Origin of the sequence: Lentzea sp. HUAS12, from assembly GCF_024125735.1 — a bacterium.
Classification (GTDB): domain Bacteria; phylum Actinomycetota; class Actinomycetes; order Mycobacteriales; family Pseudonocardiaceae; genus Lentzea; species Lentzea albida.
In genome coordinates this window covers 5,371,458-5,390,124 of sequence record NZ_CP099738.1, presented here as the reverse complement: position 1 = coordinate 5,390,124, position 18,667 = coordinate 5,371,458, and the positions used below count along the sequence as shown (strand labels likewise).

The 18,667-nt window shown below is 70.1% G+C and carries 17 protein-coding genes; 12 read left to right on the top strand and 5 right to left on the bottom strand.

The window, feature by feature from the left end:
• Window positions 1-161 precede the first annotated feature (161 nt).
• Window positions 162-749, bottom strand: coding sequence for a GNAT family N-acetyltransferase (locus ND450_RS24165; protein WP_253320973.1), 588 nt, complete (start codon window positions 747-749; stop codon window positions 162-164).
• 55 nt (window positions 750-804) lie between these two features.
• Between ND450_RS24165 and ND450_RS24160 the strand changes: the two genes are divergently transcribed.
• The 4 genes from ND450_RS24160 to ND450_RS24145 are packed head-to-tail and all read left to right on the top strand — an operon-like array spanning window position 805 to window position 5,338.
• A complete protein-coding gene (locus ND450_RS24160) occupies window positions 805-1,719 on the top strand; it encodes an ABC transporter ATP-binding protein (RefSeq protein WP_245786730.1) in 915 nt (304 codons plus the stop codon).
• Window positions 1,719-2,492 carry an ABC transporter permease gene (locus ND450_RS24155; RefSeq protein ID WP_253320972.1) on the top strand — a complete coding sequence of 258 codons (774 nt, stop codon included), beginning with the start codon at window positions 1,719-1,721 and terminating at the stop codon, window positions 2,490-2,492. The genes ND450_RS24160 and ND450_RS24155 overlap by 1 nt, the downstream gene beginning before the upstream one ends.
• Entirely contained in the window at window positions 2,489-3,334 is an 846-nt protein-coding gene (locus ND450_RS24150; protein ID WP_253320971.1) for an ABC transporter permease, read from the top strand. Before ND450_RS24155 ends, ND450_RS24150 begins: the two co-directional genes overlap by 4 nt.
• Before the next feature lie 42 nt (window positions 3,335-3,376).
• Window positions 3,377-5,338, top strand: coding sequence for a TIGR03960 family B12-binding radical SAM protein (locus ND450_RS24145; RefSeq protein ID WP_253320970.1), 1,962 nt, complete (start codon window positions 3,377-3,379; stop codon window positions 5,336-5,338).
• 492 nt (window positions 5,339-5,830) lie between these two features.
• Here the strand turns inward: ND450_RS24145 and ND450_RS24140 are convergent, their stop codons facing one another.
• Window positions 5,831-7,225 (bottom strand): S8 family serine peptidase, encoded by a 1,395-nt coding sequence (locus ND450_RS24140; RefSeq protein ID WP_253320969.1) that lies wholly within the window; start codon window positions 7,223-7,225, stop codon window positions 5,831-5,833.
• A gap of 238 nt (window positions 7,226-7,463) precedes the next feature.
• Between ND450_RS24140 and ND450_RS24135 the strand changes: the two genes are divergently transcribed.
• From ND450_RS24135 to ND450_RS24105, 7 genes are all read left to right on the top strand, one after another.
• Window positions 7,464-8,189, top strand: coding sequence for a TIGR03936 family radical SAM-associated protein (locus ND450_RS24135; RefSeq protein ID WP_089928223.1), 726 nt, complete (start codon window positions 7,464-7,466; stop codon window positions 8,187-8,189).
• 212 nt (window positions 8,190-8,401) lie between these two features.
• Window positions 8,402-11,485 (top strand): translation initiation factor IF-2 N-terminal domain-containing protein, encoded by a 3,084-nt coding sequence (locus ND450_RS24130; RefSeq protein WP_253320968.1) that lies wholly within the window; start codon window positions 8,402-8,404, stop codon window positions 11,483-11,485.
• 268 nt (window positions 11,486-11,753) lie between these two features.
• Window positions 11,754-12,065 carry a 50S ribosomal protein L21 gene (rplU, locus tag ND450_RS24125; protein ID WP_065913850.1) on the top strand — a complete coding sequence of 104 codons (312 nt, stop codon included), beginning with the start codon at window positions 11,754-11,756 and terminating at the stop codon, window positions 12,063-12,065.
• 14 nt (window positions 12,066-12,079) lie between these two features.
• Window positions 12,080-12,337, top strand: a complete 258-nt coding sequence (gene rpmA / locus ND450_RS24120; protein WP_053735607.1) for a 50S ribosomal protein L27 — start codon at window positions 12,080-12,082, stop codon at window positions 12,335-12,337.
• A gap of 193 nt (window positions 12,338-12,530) precedes the next feature.
• Window positions 12,531-13,982: a GTPase ObgE gene (gene obgE / locus ND450_RS24115; RefSeq protein WP_253320967.1), complete on the top strand. Its 1,452-nt coding sequence runs from the start codon at window positions 12,531-12,533 to the stop codon at window positions 13,980-13,982.
• A gap of 3 nt (window positions 13,983-13,985) precedes the next feature.
• Complete coding sequence (gene proB, locus ND450_RS24110; RefSeq protein ID WP_253320966.1) at window positions 13,986-15,113, top strand: glutamate 5-kinase; 1,128 nt, start codon at window positions 13,986-13,988, stop codon at window positions 15,111-15,113.
• Between the two features lie 9 nt (window positions 15,114-15,122).
• Window positions 15,123-15,521 carry a VOC family protein gene (locus ND450_RS24105; protein ID WP_089928211.1) on the top strand — a complete coding sequence of 133 codons (399 nt, stop codon included), beginning with the start codon at window positions 15,123-15,125 and terminating at the stop codon, window positions 15,519-15,521.
• Here the strand turns inward: ND450_RS24105 and ND450_RS24100 are convergent.
• Both ND450_RS24100 and ND450_RS24095 read right to left on the bottom strand, forming a co-directional pair.
• On the bottom strand, window positions 15,484-16,749 hold the full coding sequence (locus ND450_RS24100; RefSeq protein ID WP_253320965.1) for an MFS transporter: 1,266 nt from the start codon (window positions 16,747-16,749) through the stop codon (window positions 15,484-15,486). The two genes, ND450_RS24105 and ND450_RS24100, sit on opposite strands and share 38 nt — an antisense overlap.
• Before the next feature lie 12 nt (window positions 16,750-16,761).
• Window positions 16,762-17,346: an alpha/beta fold hydrolase gene (locus ND450_RS24095; RefSeq protein WP_253320964.1), complete on the bottom strand. Its 585-nt coding sequence runs from the start codon at window positions 17,344-17,346 to the stop codon at window positions 16,762-16,764.
• A 38-nt stretch (window positions 17,347-17,384) separates the two neighbouring features.
• On the opposite strand from ND450_RS24095, the gene ND450_RS24090 reads away from it, so the two are divergent.
• The gene (locus tag ND450_RS24090) at window positions 17,385-17,768 is read left to right on the top strand and encodes a VOC family protein (RefSeq protein ID WP_253320963.1); all 384 of its coding nucleotides are present in this window, start codon (window positions 17,385-17,387) and stop codon (window positions 17,766-17,768) included.
• Here ND450_RS24090 and ND450_RS24085 read toward each other — a convergent pair.
• The gene (locus tag ND450_RS24085; protein ID WP_253320962.1) at window positions 17,750-18,649 is read right to left on the bottom strand and encodes an AraC family transcriptional regulator; all 900 of its coding nucleotides are present in this window, start codon (window positions 18,647-18,649) and stop codon (window positions 17,750-17,752) included. The genes ND450_RS24090 and ND450_RS24085 overlap by 19 nt on opposite strands.
• Between the last annotated feature and the right edge of the window lie 18 nt (window positions 18,650-18,667).

Below are 18,667 nucleotides of genomic sequence, written 5' to 3'. Positions count from 1 at the left end.
GGGCTCCGCCCCGGACCCCGCCAATCTGATCAAAAACCGGGCCAGCGCCCTCGGCAGGTAGATGGCACGCCTGGTGCTCACGGCGGCTGCGCGTTGCGTTGGTTGGTTGCGGTCCGTGGGGTGGTTTCGTAAAGACGGCTCGCCTGCGGCGTCGCGGGTGATCAGCTCCTCCTCCGTGGGCTGCTCCCCAACCCGCCAGCCGCGGCCCCGTTCAAAACCGTCCCCTCCGGATAGCCGAGCGGCAGGTACATCCACACGTCATCCCACCGCTCGCTCCCCACGGCGATCGCATTGGGCATCCGCCCGCACTCCCGGAACCCGAGAGCCTCATACAGCTCGATCGCGCCGTGGTTGTTCCCGCGCACCCCGAGCATCAAGATCTCGAGGCCGCCAGCACGCGCGTTCTCCACCAGCCCCTCGACCACCAGCCGCCCCAGCCCCAAACCCCGGGCCGAGGGGTGCGCCATGATCTGCTGGATCTCCGCCCGGTGCTGGAAGACGGCGGTCGAGCCGCGCCGCCACAGGCCCACGGCCCGCACCACGCCGTCCACGCGCGCCACCGCGAAGGCCGCGTCGCCGTCCCTCACCAGCTTCAGCACGGTGTCCAGCCACGAAGAGACGCGCTCGAAGGAGGGCGGCGAGTGGTAGCCGACCGCGCCGCCCGCCGCCACCACGTCGTGCACCACCTCGTGGATCTCGGCGCGGAGGTGGTCGTCGGCTTCCGAGAGCCAGTGCAGCGTCCTGGACATGCGCTGATCGTAATTGCGTCGAGAATTGTCAGACCCCTTCGTTAACGTCGGGTGGGTGGACAACCTCGTTGAGGCCAAGGCCCTGACCAAGCACTTCGGATCGTTCGAGGCCGTGCGCGGCATCGACGTCGAGGTGCGGCGGGGGGAGGCGTTCGGGTTCCTCGGGCCCAACGGGGCCGGGAAGTCGTCGACCATGCGGATGATCTCGTGCGTGTCCGGGCGCACGGGCGGGGATCTGAAGGTCCTCGGCATGGACCCGGCCACGCAGGGGCCGCAGATCCGGGCGCGGCTCGGCGTGGTGCCGCAGCTCGACAACCTCGACACCGAGTTGACGGTCCGGCAGAACCTGCAGATCTACGGGCGGTACTTCGGGATGTCGCGGGCGAAGTGCCGCGCGAAGGCCGAGGAGTTGCTGGAGTTCGCGCAGCTCTCGGACCGGGCCGACCACGAGGTCGAGCCGCTCAGCGGTGGCATGAAGCGGCGGCTCACGATCGCGCGGTCGCTCGTCAACGACCCGGAGCTGCTGCTGCTCGACGAGCCGACGACGGGGCTCGACCCGCAGGCGCGACATCTGTTGTGGGACAGGCTGTTCCGGCTCAAGCAGGACGGTGTCACGCTCATCATCACCACGCACTACATGGACGAGGCGGAGCAGCTCTGCGACCGGCTCGTGGTCATGGACGGCGGGCGGATCGCGGCCGAGGGGTCGCCCAGCGAGCTGATCAACCGGTACTCGACCCGCGAGGTGCTGGAGCTGCGGTTCCAGCCCGGTGCGGAGAAGCCCGACCTCGCGCGGTTCGCCGAACGGGTCGAGGTCTTGCCGGACAGGTTGCTGCTCTACACGCAGGACGGTGAGCACGCGCTGAGCGAGGTGCACGCCCACGGGGTGCAGCCGGTGCAGAGCCTGGTGCGGCGCAGTTCGCTGGAGGACGTGTTCCTGAGGCTCACCGGCCGGACGTTGGTGGACTGATGGAGACGTTGAGGGCTTCCTGGTTCGGGTTCGAGAAGACCTGGACGTGGTACCGGCGCAACTGGCGGGCCACGGCGGTGTCGAGCTTCCTGACGCCGGTGCTGTTCCTGCTGGCGCTCGGGCTGGGGTTCGGGTCGCAGGTGCAGTCGACGGCGTTGATCGGCGGCGTGCCGTACCTGCAGTACCTCGCGCCCGCGCTGGTCGTGGTCACGGCGGTGCAGGGGGCGACGTTCGAGTCGACGTTCCCGGTCATGTCGCAGTTCATGTGGCAGAAGTCGTTCATCGCCATGGTGGCCACCCCGATCACGCCGGCGCAGGTGCTCTACTCGCAGGTGATGTGGATCGGATCGCAGTTGTTGCTGCGGTCGATCGTGTTCGTCGGCATCGCCGTGGCGCTCGGTGCGGCGGCGGGGCCGGGCATTCTGCTGGCGATCCCGGTCGCGACGCTGGCGGGGCTGGCGTTCAGCGCGCCGCTGGTGGCCTACAGCGCGACGCTGGAGAAACCCGAGGCGTTCAACAACATCTTCCGGTTCGTGCTGATGCCGATGACGTTGTTCACCGGCGCGTTCTTCCCGGTCAGCCAGCTGCCTGACTGGTTGCTGCCGCTCGTGTGGCTGACGCCGGCGTGGCACGGCATCGAGCTTGCGCGAGGCGCCACCTTCGGCACGTTGGACCTCTTACCGGCGTTGGGGCACACCGCGTACCTCGGCGCGTTGGTCGCTGTCGGCGTCGCGCTCGGCGTGAAGTTCTTCCACCGGAGGCTGGCGGTATGACGCAGACCCTCGACCGCGCCGACCAGGCCAAGCCCGCCAGCGTGGGGCTGCTGTGGCGCGTGATCCCGCCGGGGCTCTACGGGCGCAGGGCGAGCATGCTCGTCGAACGGTCCGCGGTGGTCAACAAGCGGGCGTGGTTCGTGCTGGTCGGCGGGGCGTTCGAGCCGATGCTGTTCCTGTGGTCGCTGGGGCTCGGGTTCGGGCAGATGGTCACGGCGGTGGCCGGGCCGGACGGGCGGCCGATCAGCTACGCGGCGTTCGTGGCGCCCGCGCTGCTGGCGGCGAGCGCGATGAACGGTGCCGTGTACGACGCGACGTTCAACGTGTTCTTCAAGTTCAAGTACGCGAAGCTCTACGACGCGATGCTCACGACGCCGATGGGGCCGATGGACATCGCGATCGGCGAGATCTCGTGGGCGTTGCTGCGGGGCGGCCTGTACTCGGCGGGGTTCCTCGGCGTGATGCTCGCTATGGGGCTCATCGCCTCGCCGTGGGCGTTGCTCGCCCTGCCCGCGGCGCTGCTGGTGGCGTTCGCCTTCGCGGCGGTGGGCATGGCGGCGACGACGTTCATGCGGTCGTGGCAGGACTTCGACCTGGTGCAACTGGCGGTGCTGCCGCTGTTCCTGTTCTCGACGACGTTCTACCCGCTGTCGGTCTACCCGGGCTGGCTGCAGACCGTGGTGACGTGGACGCCGCTCTACCACGCCATCGAGCTCATGCGCGGCCTCACGCTGGGCGTGGTCGGCTGGGGCATGCTCGGCCACCTCGCGTACTTCGCCGTCCTGGCGGCCTTCGGGACGGTCGTGGCGGCGCGCCGGCTGGGGAAGTTGTTGCTGGACTGACCGCGTTCGGCCCCGCCGCCACGGGGCCGTTACTCTGGTCGTGTGAGTGTCGAGTCTGTTTTCCCCAGGTTGGAGCCTCTGCTGCCGCGGATCTCCAAGCCGGTGCAGTACGTCGGCGGGGAGCTCAACGCGACCGTCAAGGACTGGGACGCGGCGTCCGTGCGCTGGGCTTTGATGTACCCCGACGCGTACGAGGTCGGCCTGCCCAACCAGGGCGTCATGATCCTCTACGAGATCCTCAACGAGCTGCCGGACGTGCTCGCCGAGCGCACGTACGCCGTGTGGCCGGACCTCGAGAAGCTCATGCGCGAGCACGACGTCCCGCAGTTCACGGTCGACGGGCACCGCCCGCTGAAGGCGTTCGACCTGATGGGCATCAGCTTCGCGACGGAGCTGGGCTACACGAACATGCTGACGGCGCTGGACCTCGCCGGCATCCCGCTGCACGCCGCCGACCGCACCGAGGCCGACCCGATCGTGGTCGCCGGCGGGCACGCGGCGTTCAACCCGGAGCCGATCGCGGACTTCGTGGACGCGGCGGTGCTCGGCGACGGCGAGGAGGCCGTCCTCGAGATCACCGAGATCGTCAAGACGTGGAAGGCCGAGGGCTGCCCCGGCGGCCGCGACGAGGTGCTGACGCGCCTCGCCGAGACCGGCGGCGTGTACATCCCGCGCTTCTACGACGTGGAGTACCTGCCCGACGGCCGCATCCAGCGCGTCGTGCCGAACCGCGACCGGGTCCCGTACCGCGTCTTCAAGCGCACCACGATGGACCTCGACGCGTGGCCGTACCCGAAGCAGCCGCTGGTGCCGCTGGCCGAGAGCGTGCACGAGCGGATGAGCGTCGAGATCTTCCGCGGCTGCACCCGAGGCTGCCGCTTCTGCCAGGCGGGCATGATCACCCGCCCGGTGCGCGAGCGGTCCATCGAGGGCATCGGCGCCATGGTGCAGAAGGGCCTGGAGGCCACCGGCTTCGAAGAGGTCGGCCTGCTTTCGTTGTCGAGCGCCGACCACAGCGAGATCGCCGAGATCACCAAGGGCCTCGCCGACCGCTACGAGGGCACGAACACGGGCCTGAGCCTGCCGAGCACCCGCGTGGACGCGTTCAACATCGACCTCGCGAACGAGCTCTCCCGCAACGGACGCCGCTCGGGCCTCACCTTCGCGCCCGAGGGCGGCAGCGAGCGGATGCGCCGCGTCATCAACAAGATGGTGTCCGAAGAGGACCTCATCAGGACGGTGTCGGCCGCGTTCTCCAACGGCTGGCGGCAGGTGAAGCTCTACTTCATGTGCGGCCTCCCGACCGAGGAGGACGAGGACGTCCTGCAGATCGCCGAGATGGCGAAGAACGTCATCCGCGCCGGCCGCCAGGCCAGCGGCCGCAACGACGTCCGCTGCACCATCTCGATCGGCGGTTTCGTGCCCAAGCCGCACACGCCGTTCCAGTGGGCCCCGCAGTGCGACCCGGACACGGTCGACGACAGGCTGCGCAAGCTCCGCGAGGCCGTCAACGCCGACCGCAGCCTCGGCCGCAACATCGGCATGCGCTACCACGACGGCAAGCCGAGCCTCATCGAAGGCCTGCTCAGCCGCGGTGACCGCCGCATCGGCAAGGTCATCGAGGCCGTGTGGCGCGACGGCGGCCGGTTCGACGGCTGGAGCGAGCACTTCAGCTACGACCGCTGGACCGCCAAGGCCGCGGAGCAGCTCGAACCGCTCGGCGTCGACCTCGCCTGGTACACGACCCGCGAGCGCGAGGAGCTGGAGGTCCTGCCCTGGGACCACCTCGACTCGGGCCTCGACAAGGAATGGCTCTGGGCCGACTGGCAGGACGCCCTCGACGAGCGCGAGCAGGACGACTGCCGCTGGACCCCGTGCTTCGACTGCGGCGTCTGCCCGGCCATGGGCACGGACATCGAGGTCGGCCCGACGGGCCGCAAGCTGCTGCCGATCTCACCGGTCGGCGTCGGCTCACCGGTGAAGAACCCGGCCCTCACGCCGTGAGGCGCGGGTAGGGGACACGAGCTGAGGGACAGGGCCTGCGAAAGCGGGCCCTGTTTCGCGTTGTGGGCCACACGGCGTGGGCACGGCCTCTGGGCGGGCGGGCAGCCCACACAACGTCGCCCGCAGACGCTGGGCGCGCACGGCCACCCAACACGCGCACGTCACCGTCGGCGCCCTACGCGCACGCCACCATTCGCGCCCCACCCGCGCAAGGCCGCCCGTCGCACCGAACGCGTGCGGCCTCCGTTCGCGCCTCACGCGATCCACGCGACCCACGCGACCCACGCGACCCACGCGATCCACGCGACCCACGCGACCCACGCGACCCACGCGACCCACGCGACTGTTCGTGCCCTACGCGCGCACGCAACCGTTCGCGCCTGCACGCGCGCACACCACCACTCGCGCTCGACGCGCGCACCCCACCGCGAGAGACCCACACAAGCCACCACCCGGCAGCCGTGCCCCAACACCAGCCCAGAACCAGAGCGGCTACTTCGTCACCGCGGCCAAAGCGTCCACCAGCCCGTGACCGTAGAACGAGTTGTACTCCGAGTACCCGGTGCAGAAGGCGTCCTGCACCCCGGTCCCGTTCAAGTCGTAGTCCGCCGGGCAAGCCAGCGTCTCGGCCTGCGAGTTCAACATCCGCCCCAACGACACCGCATCGGCCTCGGGGTGCACGGACGCGATCAAAGCCGCCACCCCGGCCGCGTGCGGCGCCGCCATCGACGTGCCACACGAGTAGTCGTACCCGGAAGGCACGGTCGACAACACACACCCGTTGGGCGAGCGCACATCACCACCGGGAGCCGTCACGTCGATCGCGCCCAGCCCGTACGAGCTGTACCCCGCCTTGGTCTTGGTCGACTCCACCGCCGACACGCCGACCACGTTCTTGAGCTGCGCCGGCAGCACCACGCAGGTCGAGTCGACCGGCCTGGTCTGCGCGTCGCCGTTGGTCGGCGACATCGAGTCGCGGCCGGGGCGGGACAGGTCCGCGGCGGCGTTGCCGGCGGCGGCGACCGTCAGGACGTTCTGCGAGGTGGCGTAGTCGACGGCGCGGCGCACGGCCTCGTAGATGACGCGCTGGCCCGGCTCGCTCTGGCAGGTGAAGAGGTACGGGTCGATGAAGTAGCTGTTGTTGGTGATCGTCATGCCCTGTGCGGCGGCCCACATGAAGCCGCACACGGCGTACTCGGGGTAGATGAAGCCCTCGTCGTCGACGACCTTCACGGACGCGATGCGCACACCGGGCGCGACGCCCACGACACCGCGGCCGTCGTCCGCCGCGGCGATGGTGCCGGCGACGTGCGTGCCATGGGGCGAGGTCGTCGGGGCCCACGCGGACGGGGTCGTGTCGGGCTTGCCGGTCAGGCAACCGGCGGAGAGCTCCGGGGCCAGCGCGTCCACCAGGTCCGGGTGGCGGGCGTCGACGCCCGAGTCCAGCACGCCCACGACGACGGACTTGGACCCCGTCGTGACCTCGTGGGCGGCGGGGGCCTTGATGAGATCCATGTCCCACTGCTCGCCGGAGCGCACGCCGGACGGGCGGAGCAGTTCCGTGTCGTCCTTCTTGCGCTTCGGGGAGCGCTTCACGCTCTCGGCCTGGGCGCTGTACGCGCGCTGCGGGCCGATCAGCTTGAGGAACGACGGGTCCGGTGAGGTCGCCACGGCGACCGAGATCTCGGGGTAGTAGACGGTCGTCGTGCCGCAGGCCTCTGTGATCTCCGCGTCCGCCATCGCAGGGGTCGTGAGCTGCGAGAACACCACCAGGTAGCGCAGCAGCGGACCGGGCTGGATGCATTCCGGGGTCACCGGGGAGACCCAGGGCTGCGCGGCCGCGGGCAGGGACGCCGCCAAACACCCGGCCGCGAGCAGTGCGGTCATCGCCGCCGCTCGAGCGCGGTGGAGCAGAGGCACCAGGGACCTCCAGGTAGGCAGGGCGTCCAGTCAGCCGGACCGTAGCCACGCGCAACGATCTAGACAAGCTGAACGTTCTGAATCAGGTTCACGGTACCGTCCTCATGGACGAACAGCCTGCGCCGATGGGACCGCTCACCCGTCGGAACACCACTCGGGAGCACCACTGAGCCGCAACCTGCCCAACAACCCCTCCGCCGCCGCGGTGCAGAAACTGCGCCTGCGCTACACCAAGCGGGGGAGGCTGCGATTCACTTCGCACCGCGACATCGCTCGCACGTTCGAACGCGCGCTGCGCCGGGCAGGCGTACCCATGGCCTACTCCCAGGGGTTCAGCCCTCACCCGAAGGTGTCGTGGGTCGGCGCCGCGCCGACCGGCGTCGCCAGCGAGGCGGAGTACGTCGAGGTGTCCGTGGTCGAGCAGGTGGACCCGGTGGCGCTCAGGGCCGCGCTCGACGAGGCGTTGCCGCCCGGCATCGACGTCGTCGACATCGTCCAGGCGCGCGGGGGCAACCTCACCGAGCGCATCGACGCGAGCGAGTGGCGGATCGAGCTCGACGGGGTGGAGCCCGCCGAGCTCGCGAAGGCGGTGGAGGTCTTCCTCGCCGCCGAGTCCGTCGAGGTCGAACGCCTCACCAAGAACGGCACGAAGATGCTGGACGTGCGGCCCGCCGTCGTGTCGGCGCTGGTCGAACCCCGTTCGAGCGACGCCCGACACGATGACACCGCTTTGTCACAACCGTGTGGGATACTCATGACGGTCGTGCGGCAGGTAACGCCTACCGTCCGACCCGACGACGTGCTGAATGCGCTTCGCGTCGTGGCCGATCTCGTGCCGCCGGTACCTGCGAGAGCAACCCGGATGGCGCAGGGAAGGCTCGACGGCGATGGCGGACTGGTGGACCCGCTCCAGCAGGACAAGGAGTCCTGACGAGCGACGGGACGTCACGTCCGCGAAGCAAACAGGAGGAGCGGCGCTGACAGCGGCGTCGTCGTGGGACCTGCGCAAGCGTGCGCCCGGTGAGGCGCCACGCCACTGCGCGCGAGGCAAGGATTCCCGCCGCGAGCAGCGGTGGAGAGACAAAAGAGAGGCCCCTGCGCGGCCGCGTCCTCACGGGACGCGCCCGGGGGTGGAGGAGCTGCATGTCGAACAAGGAACAGCCTGCCGGTGGGACCGGCGGGCAGGGTGTCGTTGCCGCGCGCCCTGAACTGGCGGACCTGCCGGACAAGCTGCGGGTCCACGCACTGGCGAAGCTGCTGTCCGTCAGCAGCAAGGACGTGATGACGGCGCTGGCCGACCTCGGTGAGGTCGCCCGCAGCGCGCAGTCGAGCGTGAGCCGCGACGTGGCGCTGAAGGTCGCCGAGACGCTGGTCGAGTGGGACGACGTGGTCACCGGTGAGGTCACCGAGGACTACGAGGCCCCCGCGATCCCGGCGTTCGAGGCACCGGCGCTCGCGCCGGTCTTCGCCGCGCCGAGCGCGGTCTTCCTGCCGCCGACGCCTGTCGAGCGCCCGAAGGCGCCCGTCTCGCCGTTCGTGGTCGAGGAGGAACCGGTCGCCGAGGAGAAGTCCGTCGGTGAGATCGCCGCGGACGAGCTCGACGCCGCCGAGGCCGAGCAGGACGCGGACGCCGATGCCGACGTCGACGGTGACGACGAGGGCGACAGCCGCCGTCGCCGCCGCCGGGGCCGTCGTGGCCGCGGCCGCGGCAAGGGCACCGACGCCGAGACCGGCGAGGAGACCGACGAGGCCCAGGCCGAGGAGTCCTCCGAGAGCACCGAGTCCGACGACGCCGCCGAGGCCGAGGACGAGGGCGACGAGAGCTCGACCCGCCGTCGCCGCCGCCGTCGCCGTCGCAAGACGGGCGCCGACGACGAGGTGACGTCCGAGGACGACCCGCCGAACACGGTCGTGCACGTCCGCGAGTCCCGCGACGCGCGCGACGACAAGGCCGACTCCGAGGCCGCGCAGAGCGAGGTGCGCAGCATCCGCGGCTCCACGCGCCTGGAGGCCAAGCGCCAGCGCCGCCGCGACGGTCGCGAGGCCGGCCGCCGCCGCGCCCCGGTGCTGACCGAGGCCGAGTTCCTGGCCCGCCGCGAGGCCGTGGCCCGCACGATGGTCGTCCGCGAGCGCGGCGACCGCACCCAGATCGGCGTGCTGGAAGACGGCGTGCTGGTCGAGCACTTCGTCACGTCGTCGGGCTCCGGCTCGATCGTGGGCAACGTGTACCTCGGCCGCGTGCAGAACGTGCTGCCGAGCATGGAGGCCGCGTTCATCGACATCGGCCGCGGCCGCAACGCCGTGCTCTACGCCGGTGAGGTCGACTGGGACGCCGCCGGTCTCGAGGGCAAGTCCCGCAAGATCGAGCAGGCGCTCTCGAGCGGCGACTCGGTGCTCGTCCAGGTCACCAAGGACCCGGTCGGCCACAAGGGCGCCCGCCTCACGACGCAGATCAGCCTCCCCGGCCGCTTCCTCGTCTACGTGCCGGGCGGCGGTGCCACGGGCATCAGCCGCAAGCTGCCGGACAACGAGCGCAAGCGCCTCAAGGACATCCTCAAGCGCGTCGTCCCCGAGGACGCCGGCGTGATCATCCGCACCGCCTCGGAGGGCATCTCCGAGGAGGAGCTCGGCCGCGACGTCACGCGTCTGCAGGCCCAGTGGAAGGTCATCAAGGAGAAGTCCGAGAGCACCTCCACCAAGGCCCCGACGCTGCTCTACGAGGAGCCGGACCTGCTGGTGAAGGTCGTCCGCGACCTGTTCACCGAGGACTTCGCCCAGCTCGTCGTCCAGGGCGACGAGGCGTGGGACGTCATCGACGGCTACGTCCGCCACGTGGCGCCGGACCTGCAGGACCGCCTGAAGAAGCACGTCGGCAACAACGACGCGTTCGTCGAGTACCGCATCGACGAGCAGCTGATGAAGGCGCTCGACCGCAAGGTCTGGCTGCCCTCGGGCGGCTACCTGATCATCGACCGCACCGAGGCGATGACGGTCATCGACGTCAACACCGGCAAGTTCACCGGGTCGGGCGGCAACCTCGAGGAGACCGTCACCCGCAACAACCTGGAGTCGGCGGAGGAGATCGTCCGCCAGCTCCGGCTGCGCGACATCGGCGGCATCATCGTCATCGACTTCATCGACATGGTGCTCGAGTCGAACCGCGACCTGGTGCTGCGCCGCCTGACCGAGTGCCTCGGCCGCGACCGCACGCGCCACCAGGTCGCCGAGGTCACCTCGCTCGGCCTCGTGCAGATGACGCGCAAGCGGGTCGGCACCGGCCTGCTCGAGGCGTTCAGCCAGACGTGCGAGCACTGCCGCGGCCGCGGCGTCGTCGTGTCCACCGAGCCCGTGCACTCGCACGGCGGTGGCAACGGTGGCGGCCAGCAGCAGCAGGCGCAGGGCGGTGGCCGCAAGTCGCGCCGCAACAAGGGCGGCGGCGATCAGGCTGTTGAGACCACCGAGGTCGTCGAGGCGTCGGTCGAGGCCCCCGAGGCGCCGGCCGAGCCCGAGGTCGTCATCGAGCCGGGCGAGCCGGAGGACACCTCCGAGGACGTGGTCGCGGCCGACCAGGAGCACGAGGGCCACGGCCGTCGTCGCCGGCGTCGCCGCGGTCGCGACAAGGAGCCGCAGGCCGTCGTCGACGCGGTCGTGGTCGAGGAGCAGGCGGTCAACGGCCACGTGCCGCACGAGGTCGCCGAGGACCCGGCCCCGGTCGAGGTCGACCCGGTCGTCGTCGCCGAGCCCGAGCCCGTGGTGATCGAGGAGACGGCCGAGGAGCTCGTCGAGCCGGTCTCGCCGGAGCCCGCCGCCGAGCAGCCCGTCGTGACGGGCCGCATCGGTGCGCAGCAGCCTGCCGTCACCGGTCGCATCGGTGCGCAGCAGCCCGCTGTCACCGGCCGCATCGGCGCGCAGCTGCCCGCACCGGTCGCCGAGCCCGAGCAGGAGCCCGTGCAGGCCGCTGAGTCGGTCACCGCTCCCGCGCCGGTCACCGCACCCGAACCCGTCGCCGAGGCCCCAGCGGCCGTCGTGGAGGCCCCCGCGGCCCGCCCGCGGCGCCGTGCGGCCAAGCGCGCGGCCGGTGCCCCCGCCGCGACCGAGGCGCCCGCCCCGGTCGTCGTGGAGGTGCCCAAGCAGCCCGAGGTCCAGATGCCCGCACCGGTGGTCACCACCACCCGCAGGCGCCGCGCCGTGTCGCGGCCCGCGGGACCGCCGGTCCAGGAGGACTGACGCGCGAGAAGTGAGACCGGGGTCGCCTGCTCAGGCGGCCCCGGTTTTGCTTTGCGCCAAAGGGATGTGAGGGACGGCATAGCCTGCGGGAACGCGATCCGGGCCCCCCGGTTTGCTCCCGGCGTACCCACTCCCGTAACCTTGTTGACGGCCCGCCATCCGACGGGTCCTGTCGTGTGCCTCCTCTGGTGCCTGTGGTGGAAACACCGTTCCCAGATTGGTTGGCGCATGGCCCGTCACCATCGAGTAGCAGGAGACTTCCGTCCTGATGTACGCGATCGTCAAGACCGGCGGCAAGCAGTACAAGGTCGCTGTCGGCGACATCGTCGAGGTCGAGAAGCTCGAGGGCGAGCCGGGCACCGAAATCTCCCTCCAGGCGCTGCTCGTGGTCGACGGCACCGACGTCACCGCTGACGCGGACGCCCTGGCGAAGTTCTCGGTTACCGGCAAGCTGGTCGAGCACACCAAGGGCCCGAAGATTCGCATCCACAAGTTCAAGAACAAGACCGGCTACCACAAGCGACAGGGTCACCGTCAGAAGCTGACCCGCGTCGAGGTCACCGGCATCACCGGTAAGTGAGGACCTGACTTCTCATGGCACACAAAAAGGGTGCATCCAGTTCCCGCAACGGCCGTGACTCCAACCCCCAGTACCTGGGTGTGAAGCGGTTCGGCGGTCAGGTCGTCAAGGCCGGCGAGATCCTGATCCGCCAGCGCGGCACCAAGTTCCACCCCGGCGTCGGCGTCGGCATCGGCAAGGACGACACGCTGTTCGCCCTGCTGCCGGGTGCGGTGGAGTTCGGTACGAAGCGCGGTCGCAAGACCGTCAACATCGTCCCGGTCGCGGTCTGAGGACCGTCTCCGCGACGTAGTTAGCACGATCTACCGAGCGACGTGTGCCCGCCGACTGCGCGGGCCACGTCGCTCGTTTTTGTTTGACGAGTTGTTGCGACGGGCCGGATGACACCGGTCACCCGGCTCCGCCCCTCGTTTTTGTCTCCGTCTTGCTTGCTCGCGAGCAAGTTGCTTGAAGGGAAGTAGTTCCGTGGCCCGCTTCGTAGACCGGGTGGTGATCCACGCTGCCGCCGGCAACGGGGGCAACGGGTGTGCTTCAGTGCACCGCGAGAAGTTCAAGCCGCTCGGCGGCCCGGACGGCGGCAACGGGGGCAGTGGCGGCAACGTCATCCTCGTCGTCGACTCGCAGGTGCACACCCTGCTGGACTTCCACTTCCGCCCGCACGCCTCCGCCACCAACGGCAAGGCCGGCGCCGGTGCGAACCGCGACGGCGCCAACGGCGAGGACCTGGTCCTGCGCGTCCCGGACGGCACCGTCGTGCTGACCGAGGACGGCGAGATCGTCGCGGACCTCGTCGGCGAGGGCACGCAGCTCATCGCTGCCGCGGGTGGCCGTGGCGGTCTGGGCAACGCCTCGCTCGCGTCCAAGGCGCGCAAGGCCCCCGGTTTCGCGCTGCTCGGTGAGCCGGGCGAGACGCGCGACCTGGTGCTGGAGCTCAAGTCCGTCGCGGACGTCGGCCTGCTCGGCTTCCCGTCGGCCGGCAAGTCGTCGCTGATCTCCGTGCTCTCCGCCGCGAAGCCGAAGATCGCCGACTACCCGTTCACGACGCTGGTGCCGAACCTCGGCGTGATCACCGCGGGCGAGACCATCTTCACGATGGCGGACGTTCCCGGCCTGATCCCCGGAGCGTCGCAGGGCAAGGGCCTCGGCCTCGACTTCCTGCGCCACATCGAGCGCACCGCCGTGCTCGCCCACGTCGTCGACTGCGCGACGTACGAGCCCGGCCGCGACCCGATCGCGGACATCGACGCGCTGGAGAAGGAACTCTCCGAGTACACCCCGGCGCTGGGCGGCAACTTCGAGGACCGCCCGCGCGTGGTGATCCTCAACAAGGTCGACATCCCGGACGCCCAGGACCTCGCCGACATCGTCCGCCCCGAGATCGAGGCCCGCGGCCTGCCGGTCTTCGAGGTGTCGACGGTGTCCCGCCAGGGCCTGCGGGAGCTGACGTTCAAGCTGGCCGAGGTCGTGCGCGAGTACCGCGAGGCCCAGCCGAAGAAGGAGTCGACCCGAATCGTGCTGCGGCCGACCGCCGTGGACGACCAGGGCTTCACCGTGACCGAGGACCCCTCGGTCGAGGGTGGCTTCATCGTGAAGGGCGAACGCCCGGAGCGCTGGATCCGCCAGACCGACTTCTCCAACGACGAAGCCGTCGGTTACCTCGCGGACCGCCTGAACAGGCTGGGCGTCGAGGAGAAGCTCGTGAAGATGGGCGCTGTTCCCGGCTGCCAGGTCACCATCGGCGACCTGATCTTCGACTGGGAACCGACGACCCCGGCCGGCATCGCGATGACGATGACCGGACGTGGCACGGACGCCCGTCTCGAGCGCAACGACCGCATCGGCGCCCACGAGCGCAAGGCCCTGAAGAAGGCCCGCCGCGCGCCCGGCGAGTACGGCGACGACTTCGACGAGGAGTAAACGGTGACGGCCCCCGCGGTCTCACAGGCTCGGCAGGCGGTCGCTTCGGCGCACCGCATCGTGGTCAAGGTCGGGTCTTCCTCTTTGACCACAGCGGAAGGTGGCCTCGACCCGGCGCGTCTTGACGCGCTGGTCGACGCCCTCGCCGCACGGTCCGCCGCAGGCAGTCAGGTCGTGCTCGTGTCCTCGGGCGCGATCGCCGCCGGCCTGGCGCCGTTGAAGATCTCCCGCCGCCCGCGCGACCTCGCCACCCAGCAGGCCGCGGCGAGCGTCGGGCAGCTCACGCTCGCGCACGCCTACGCGAACTCGTTCGGCCGCTACTCGCTGACGGTCGGCCAGGTCCTGCTGACCGCGGACGACGTGGTGCGCCGCGCGCACTACCGCAACGCCCAGCGCACGTTCGACCGCCTGCTCGCCCTCGGCGCGGTGCCGGTCGTGAACGAGAACGACACCGTTGCCACCGAGGAGATCCGCTTCGGCGACAACGACCGCCTCGCCGCCCTGGTGGCCCACCTGATCGGCGCGGACGCGTTGTTCCTGCTGTCCGACGTGGACGCCCTCTACTCGGGCGACCCGCGCAAGCCGGGTGCCGTGCGCATCTCCGAGGTCGTGTCGGCGTCCGATGTGGACGGTGTGCAGGCCGGAACCGCGGGTGCCTCCGGCCTCGGCACCGGGGGCATGGCCTCGAAGCTCGCCGCGGCACGGCTGGCGTCGTCCGCGGGCATCCCGGTGCTGCTCGCCAGTGCCACCGAAGCGGGCCGCGCGCTGAGCACCGCGGACGTCGGCACCGCCTTCGCCGCAACCGGGTCGCGCCTCACCGCCCGCCGCTTCTGGCTCGGGTACGCCACTGACGCCAACGGCCGCCTGCACCTCGACGACGGCGCGGTCGCCGCGGTCGTGGGCAGGCGTCGCTCGCTGCTGGCCGCCGGCATCACCGGCGTGGACGGCTACTTCGAGGCGGGCGACGTCGTGGAGCTGGTCAGCCTCGCTGGCGAGGTCGTGGCCCGTGGCGTGGTCGGGTACGACGCGGCCGAGCTGCCGTCGTTGATCGGCCGCAAGAGCCACGACCTGGCTCTGGAACACCGCCGTGAGGTCGTGCACGCGGACGATCTGGTGCCGCTGCACCGCTAATGTCGGTGCATGGCCCGGATGCATGACGTCGTCATCGACTGCGCCCACCCCGCGTCGTTAGCCCGGTTCTGGGCGCAGGCGCTCGACGACCACGAGATCGCCCCGTACGACGACGCCGAGCTGGCGCGGTTGAGCGCCATGGGCGTCGACGACCCGGAGGACGACCCGTCGGTGCTGCTCGACGGGTCGCCGCGGTTCTTCTTCAACCGCGTGCCGGAGCCGAAGACCGTCAAGAACCGCGTGCACGTCGACCTGTGGTGCGACGACGTCGAAGCCGAGGTGGCCCGGCTCGTCGCCCTGGGGGCGTCGGTGGTGAGCCGCGACGGGATCTGGTTCGTGCTGGCCGACCCCGAGGGCAACGAGTTCTGCCTCAGCTCAACCGAACACCCTTTGTCTCCGGAAGGGTGAGCACCGTCAGAAACGTGATCACGGCGGCGACGGCGACGTACCAGAAGAACACCGTGCCGCCCACGGCCTGGATCACCAGCGGCGCGGTGCCGCCGAACACCGCGACGGTCAGGTTGTACCAGGCGCCGATGCCGAGCCCGCGCAGTTCGGTCGGGAACAGCTCGCTCATGATCGCGGGCGCGATCGACGTCATCGCCGTGTACAGCCCCAGTCCCACGGCGAACACGATCACGAGGTTCACGAGACCCGGTTGGACCAGCGACGACAGTGGCACGACCAGCAACGCCATCGCCGCCGACCACACGAGCATCTGCGGTTTGCGGCCGTAGCGGTCGGCCGTCCACCCCAGCGGGTACTGCAGTGCGATGAACACGACGGTGCCGATCGAGAGCGCCAGGAACACGTCGATGTCGTTGACGCCCTTGCTCTTCACGGCGAACGGCGTCAGCGCGGAGAAGAACGTGTAGAAGCTCAGCGTCGAGAGCAGCGTGATGCCGATCAGCTGCCCGACGGCCTTCGGGTGCTCCTTCAACGTGATCAGCAGCGGGTTGCGGAGCTGCTCGGCCTTGGCCTTGTTCTCCTCGAACTGCTCGGTCTCCTTGAGCTCCCGGCGCAGCCACAGCCCGATCAGGCCGAGGACACCGCCGATCAGGAACGGCACGCGCCAGCCGTAGGAGGCCATCGCGGCCTTGTCGAGGTTGCGGGACAGGAAGAAACCGAGCAGCGACGCGATCAGCACCGCCGCGCCCGTCGAGATGTAGAAGAACGACGAGTAGCGGCCGCGGTGGGAGGCGGGCGCGATCTCCGCGAGGTACGCCGACGCGTTCGACACCTCGCCGCCCAACGCCATGCCCTGCGCGATGCGGGCGAGCACCAGCAACGCCGGTGACAGCCAGCCGACCTGCTCGAACGTCGGCAGCAGGCCGATCACGACACTGCCGCCGGACATCAGCACGATCGTCAGCAGCATCGCGGTGCGGCGGCCCTTGAGGTCGGCGAACCGGCCCAGCAGGTAACCGCCGAGCGGGCGGAAGAAGAAGGCCAGCGCGAACGTCGCGAACGTGCTCAGCAGCGCCGCGGTCTCGTTGCCGGAGGGGAAGATCTGCGTGGCGAAGTAGATGCTGAAGGCCGTGTAGATGCCCCAGTCGTACCACTCCACCGCGTTGCCGGCGCTGGATGCGACGAGCGTGCGCACGGGCAGTCGATGCGTCTGCGATGTAACCGCCATAGACGCACCCAATCACATACGGCGACGAATCGGTGCGTATGTCTCGACCGGATCGTTGGTCAGGAAGTCGACGATGATCGCGTTGCAGAGCGCGGGTTTCTCGTGCAGCAAGCCGTGTGACGTGCCGGGAACGACTGCCAGCTCGGCGTTCGGCAGCGCCCGGTACATGGCCGTGGCGTGTTCCAGCGTCACCTCGTCGTCGTCGCCGATCATGACCAGCGTGCGGTTCTGGAGCGTCCCGAGGTCCGTCCCGGTCAGGGCGGGGGAGCGGTGGTGCATCGGCGTGAGTTCCGTGGCCGGGTCCCAGCCGTCGTGGTGGTATACGCCGCACACGACCACAAGCCGTTGCACGAGGTCAGGTCTCAGCACGGCGGTGAGAAGCGCCACGGTGGCGCCGTCGCTGCACCCGAGCAGGTGGGCGGGCCCGGTCCGTTCCAGGAACTCGACGGTCTCGTGGGCCATCTCGGTGTGGTCCTGAGTGGCCTGGTTCGTCCGATGTGGTGCGTGCAGGGCGAAATCGGCGAAGGCGTCGAACTGCGGTCCGAACGCCGAGGGGTCCGCGCCGCCGGGGTGCAGGAGCACAAGTGAGTCAGCCATGTGCGTGTGGACCTCTCTCGTCGTCGATACTCATCGCCGTGCGATCAATTGGTTTGGTGACGTTGGTGGTCCGCGACTACGACGAGGCGATCCGCTTCTACGTGGAGGGACTCGGGTTCACGCTGGTCGAGGACCTTCCGCAGGGCGACAAGCGCTGGGTCGTGGTGTCGGCGGGGGAGGGGACGTCGCTGTTGCTGGCACAGGCTGACACAGGTCAGCAGCAGGCACGAGTGGGCGACCAGACCGGTGGCCGGGTCGGGTTCTTCCTCAACACCGACGACTTCGACCGCGACCACGCCCGCATGACCGCGTACGGCGTGTACTTCCGCGAGGCGCCGCGCGACGAGGTCTACGGCCGCGTGGCCGTGTTCGAGGACCTCTACGGCAACCGCTGGGACCTCCTTCAGCCCGCCCGCGCCTGACCGGGCGACACCCCGACGATCCGCTTGAACGCCCTGCTGAACGCGGCCTCCGACTCGTAGCCGAGACCACGGGCGATCTCGCTGACCGTGCTGTCGCGGTCCTTGAGGCGGTTCATCGCGACGTGCATGCGCCACCGCGTGACGTACCGCATGGCCGGCTCACCGACGAGCTCGGTGAACCGCGCCGCGAACGCCGACCGCGACATGGCCGCCTGGTGCGCGAGACGTTCGACGGTCCAAGGCTGCGCGGGATCCCGGTGGATCAGCGCGAGAGCCTGCCCGATGTGCTGGTCCTGCAACGCCCCCAGCCAGCCGGTGCGCGCGGCCGGGTCGTTGGCGAGCCACGAGCGGATCGTCTGGATCACGAGCACGTCCGCGAGCCTCGTGATGACCGCCTCACCACCAGGCCGCACGGCCCGCGACTCGGCGGCGATCAGGTCGATCGTGGCCCGCATGTCGTCGGCGCGCCGCACGTACAGCACGTTCGGCAACATGGTCACGAGGTGCTTCGCGGCCGGGTGGTCGAAGCGGACCGCGCCGCACACGAGGTGCGTCACCTCGCCGCCGCCCCCGTGCCGCAGGATCGCGTAGTTGTCGGTCTCGAACTCGTGCGGCAGCGTCGTGACGACCGGTGACTCCGCCTCGCCGTGGAACAGCCGGTGCTGCTGCCCACCCGGCACGAGCAGCACGTCGCCGGGCTCGAGCGAGAGCACCTGCCCGTCGACCTCGACGTCGCACCGGCCGCTGGTGAGGACGTGGAACCACAGGCAGTCGCCCATGTCGGGCATCACCGCACCCCACGGCGCCGTGAGCTCGTTGCGGCAGTAGAAGGTGCCGGACATCCTCAACAGGTGCAGTGCCTCGCCCAGCGCGTCCGTCATGCCGCTCATTCTGGACGA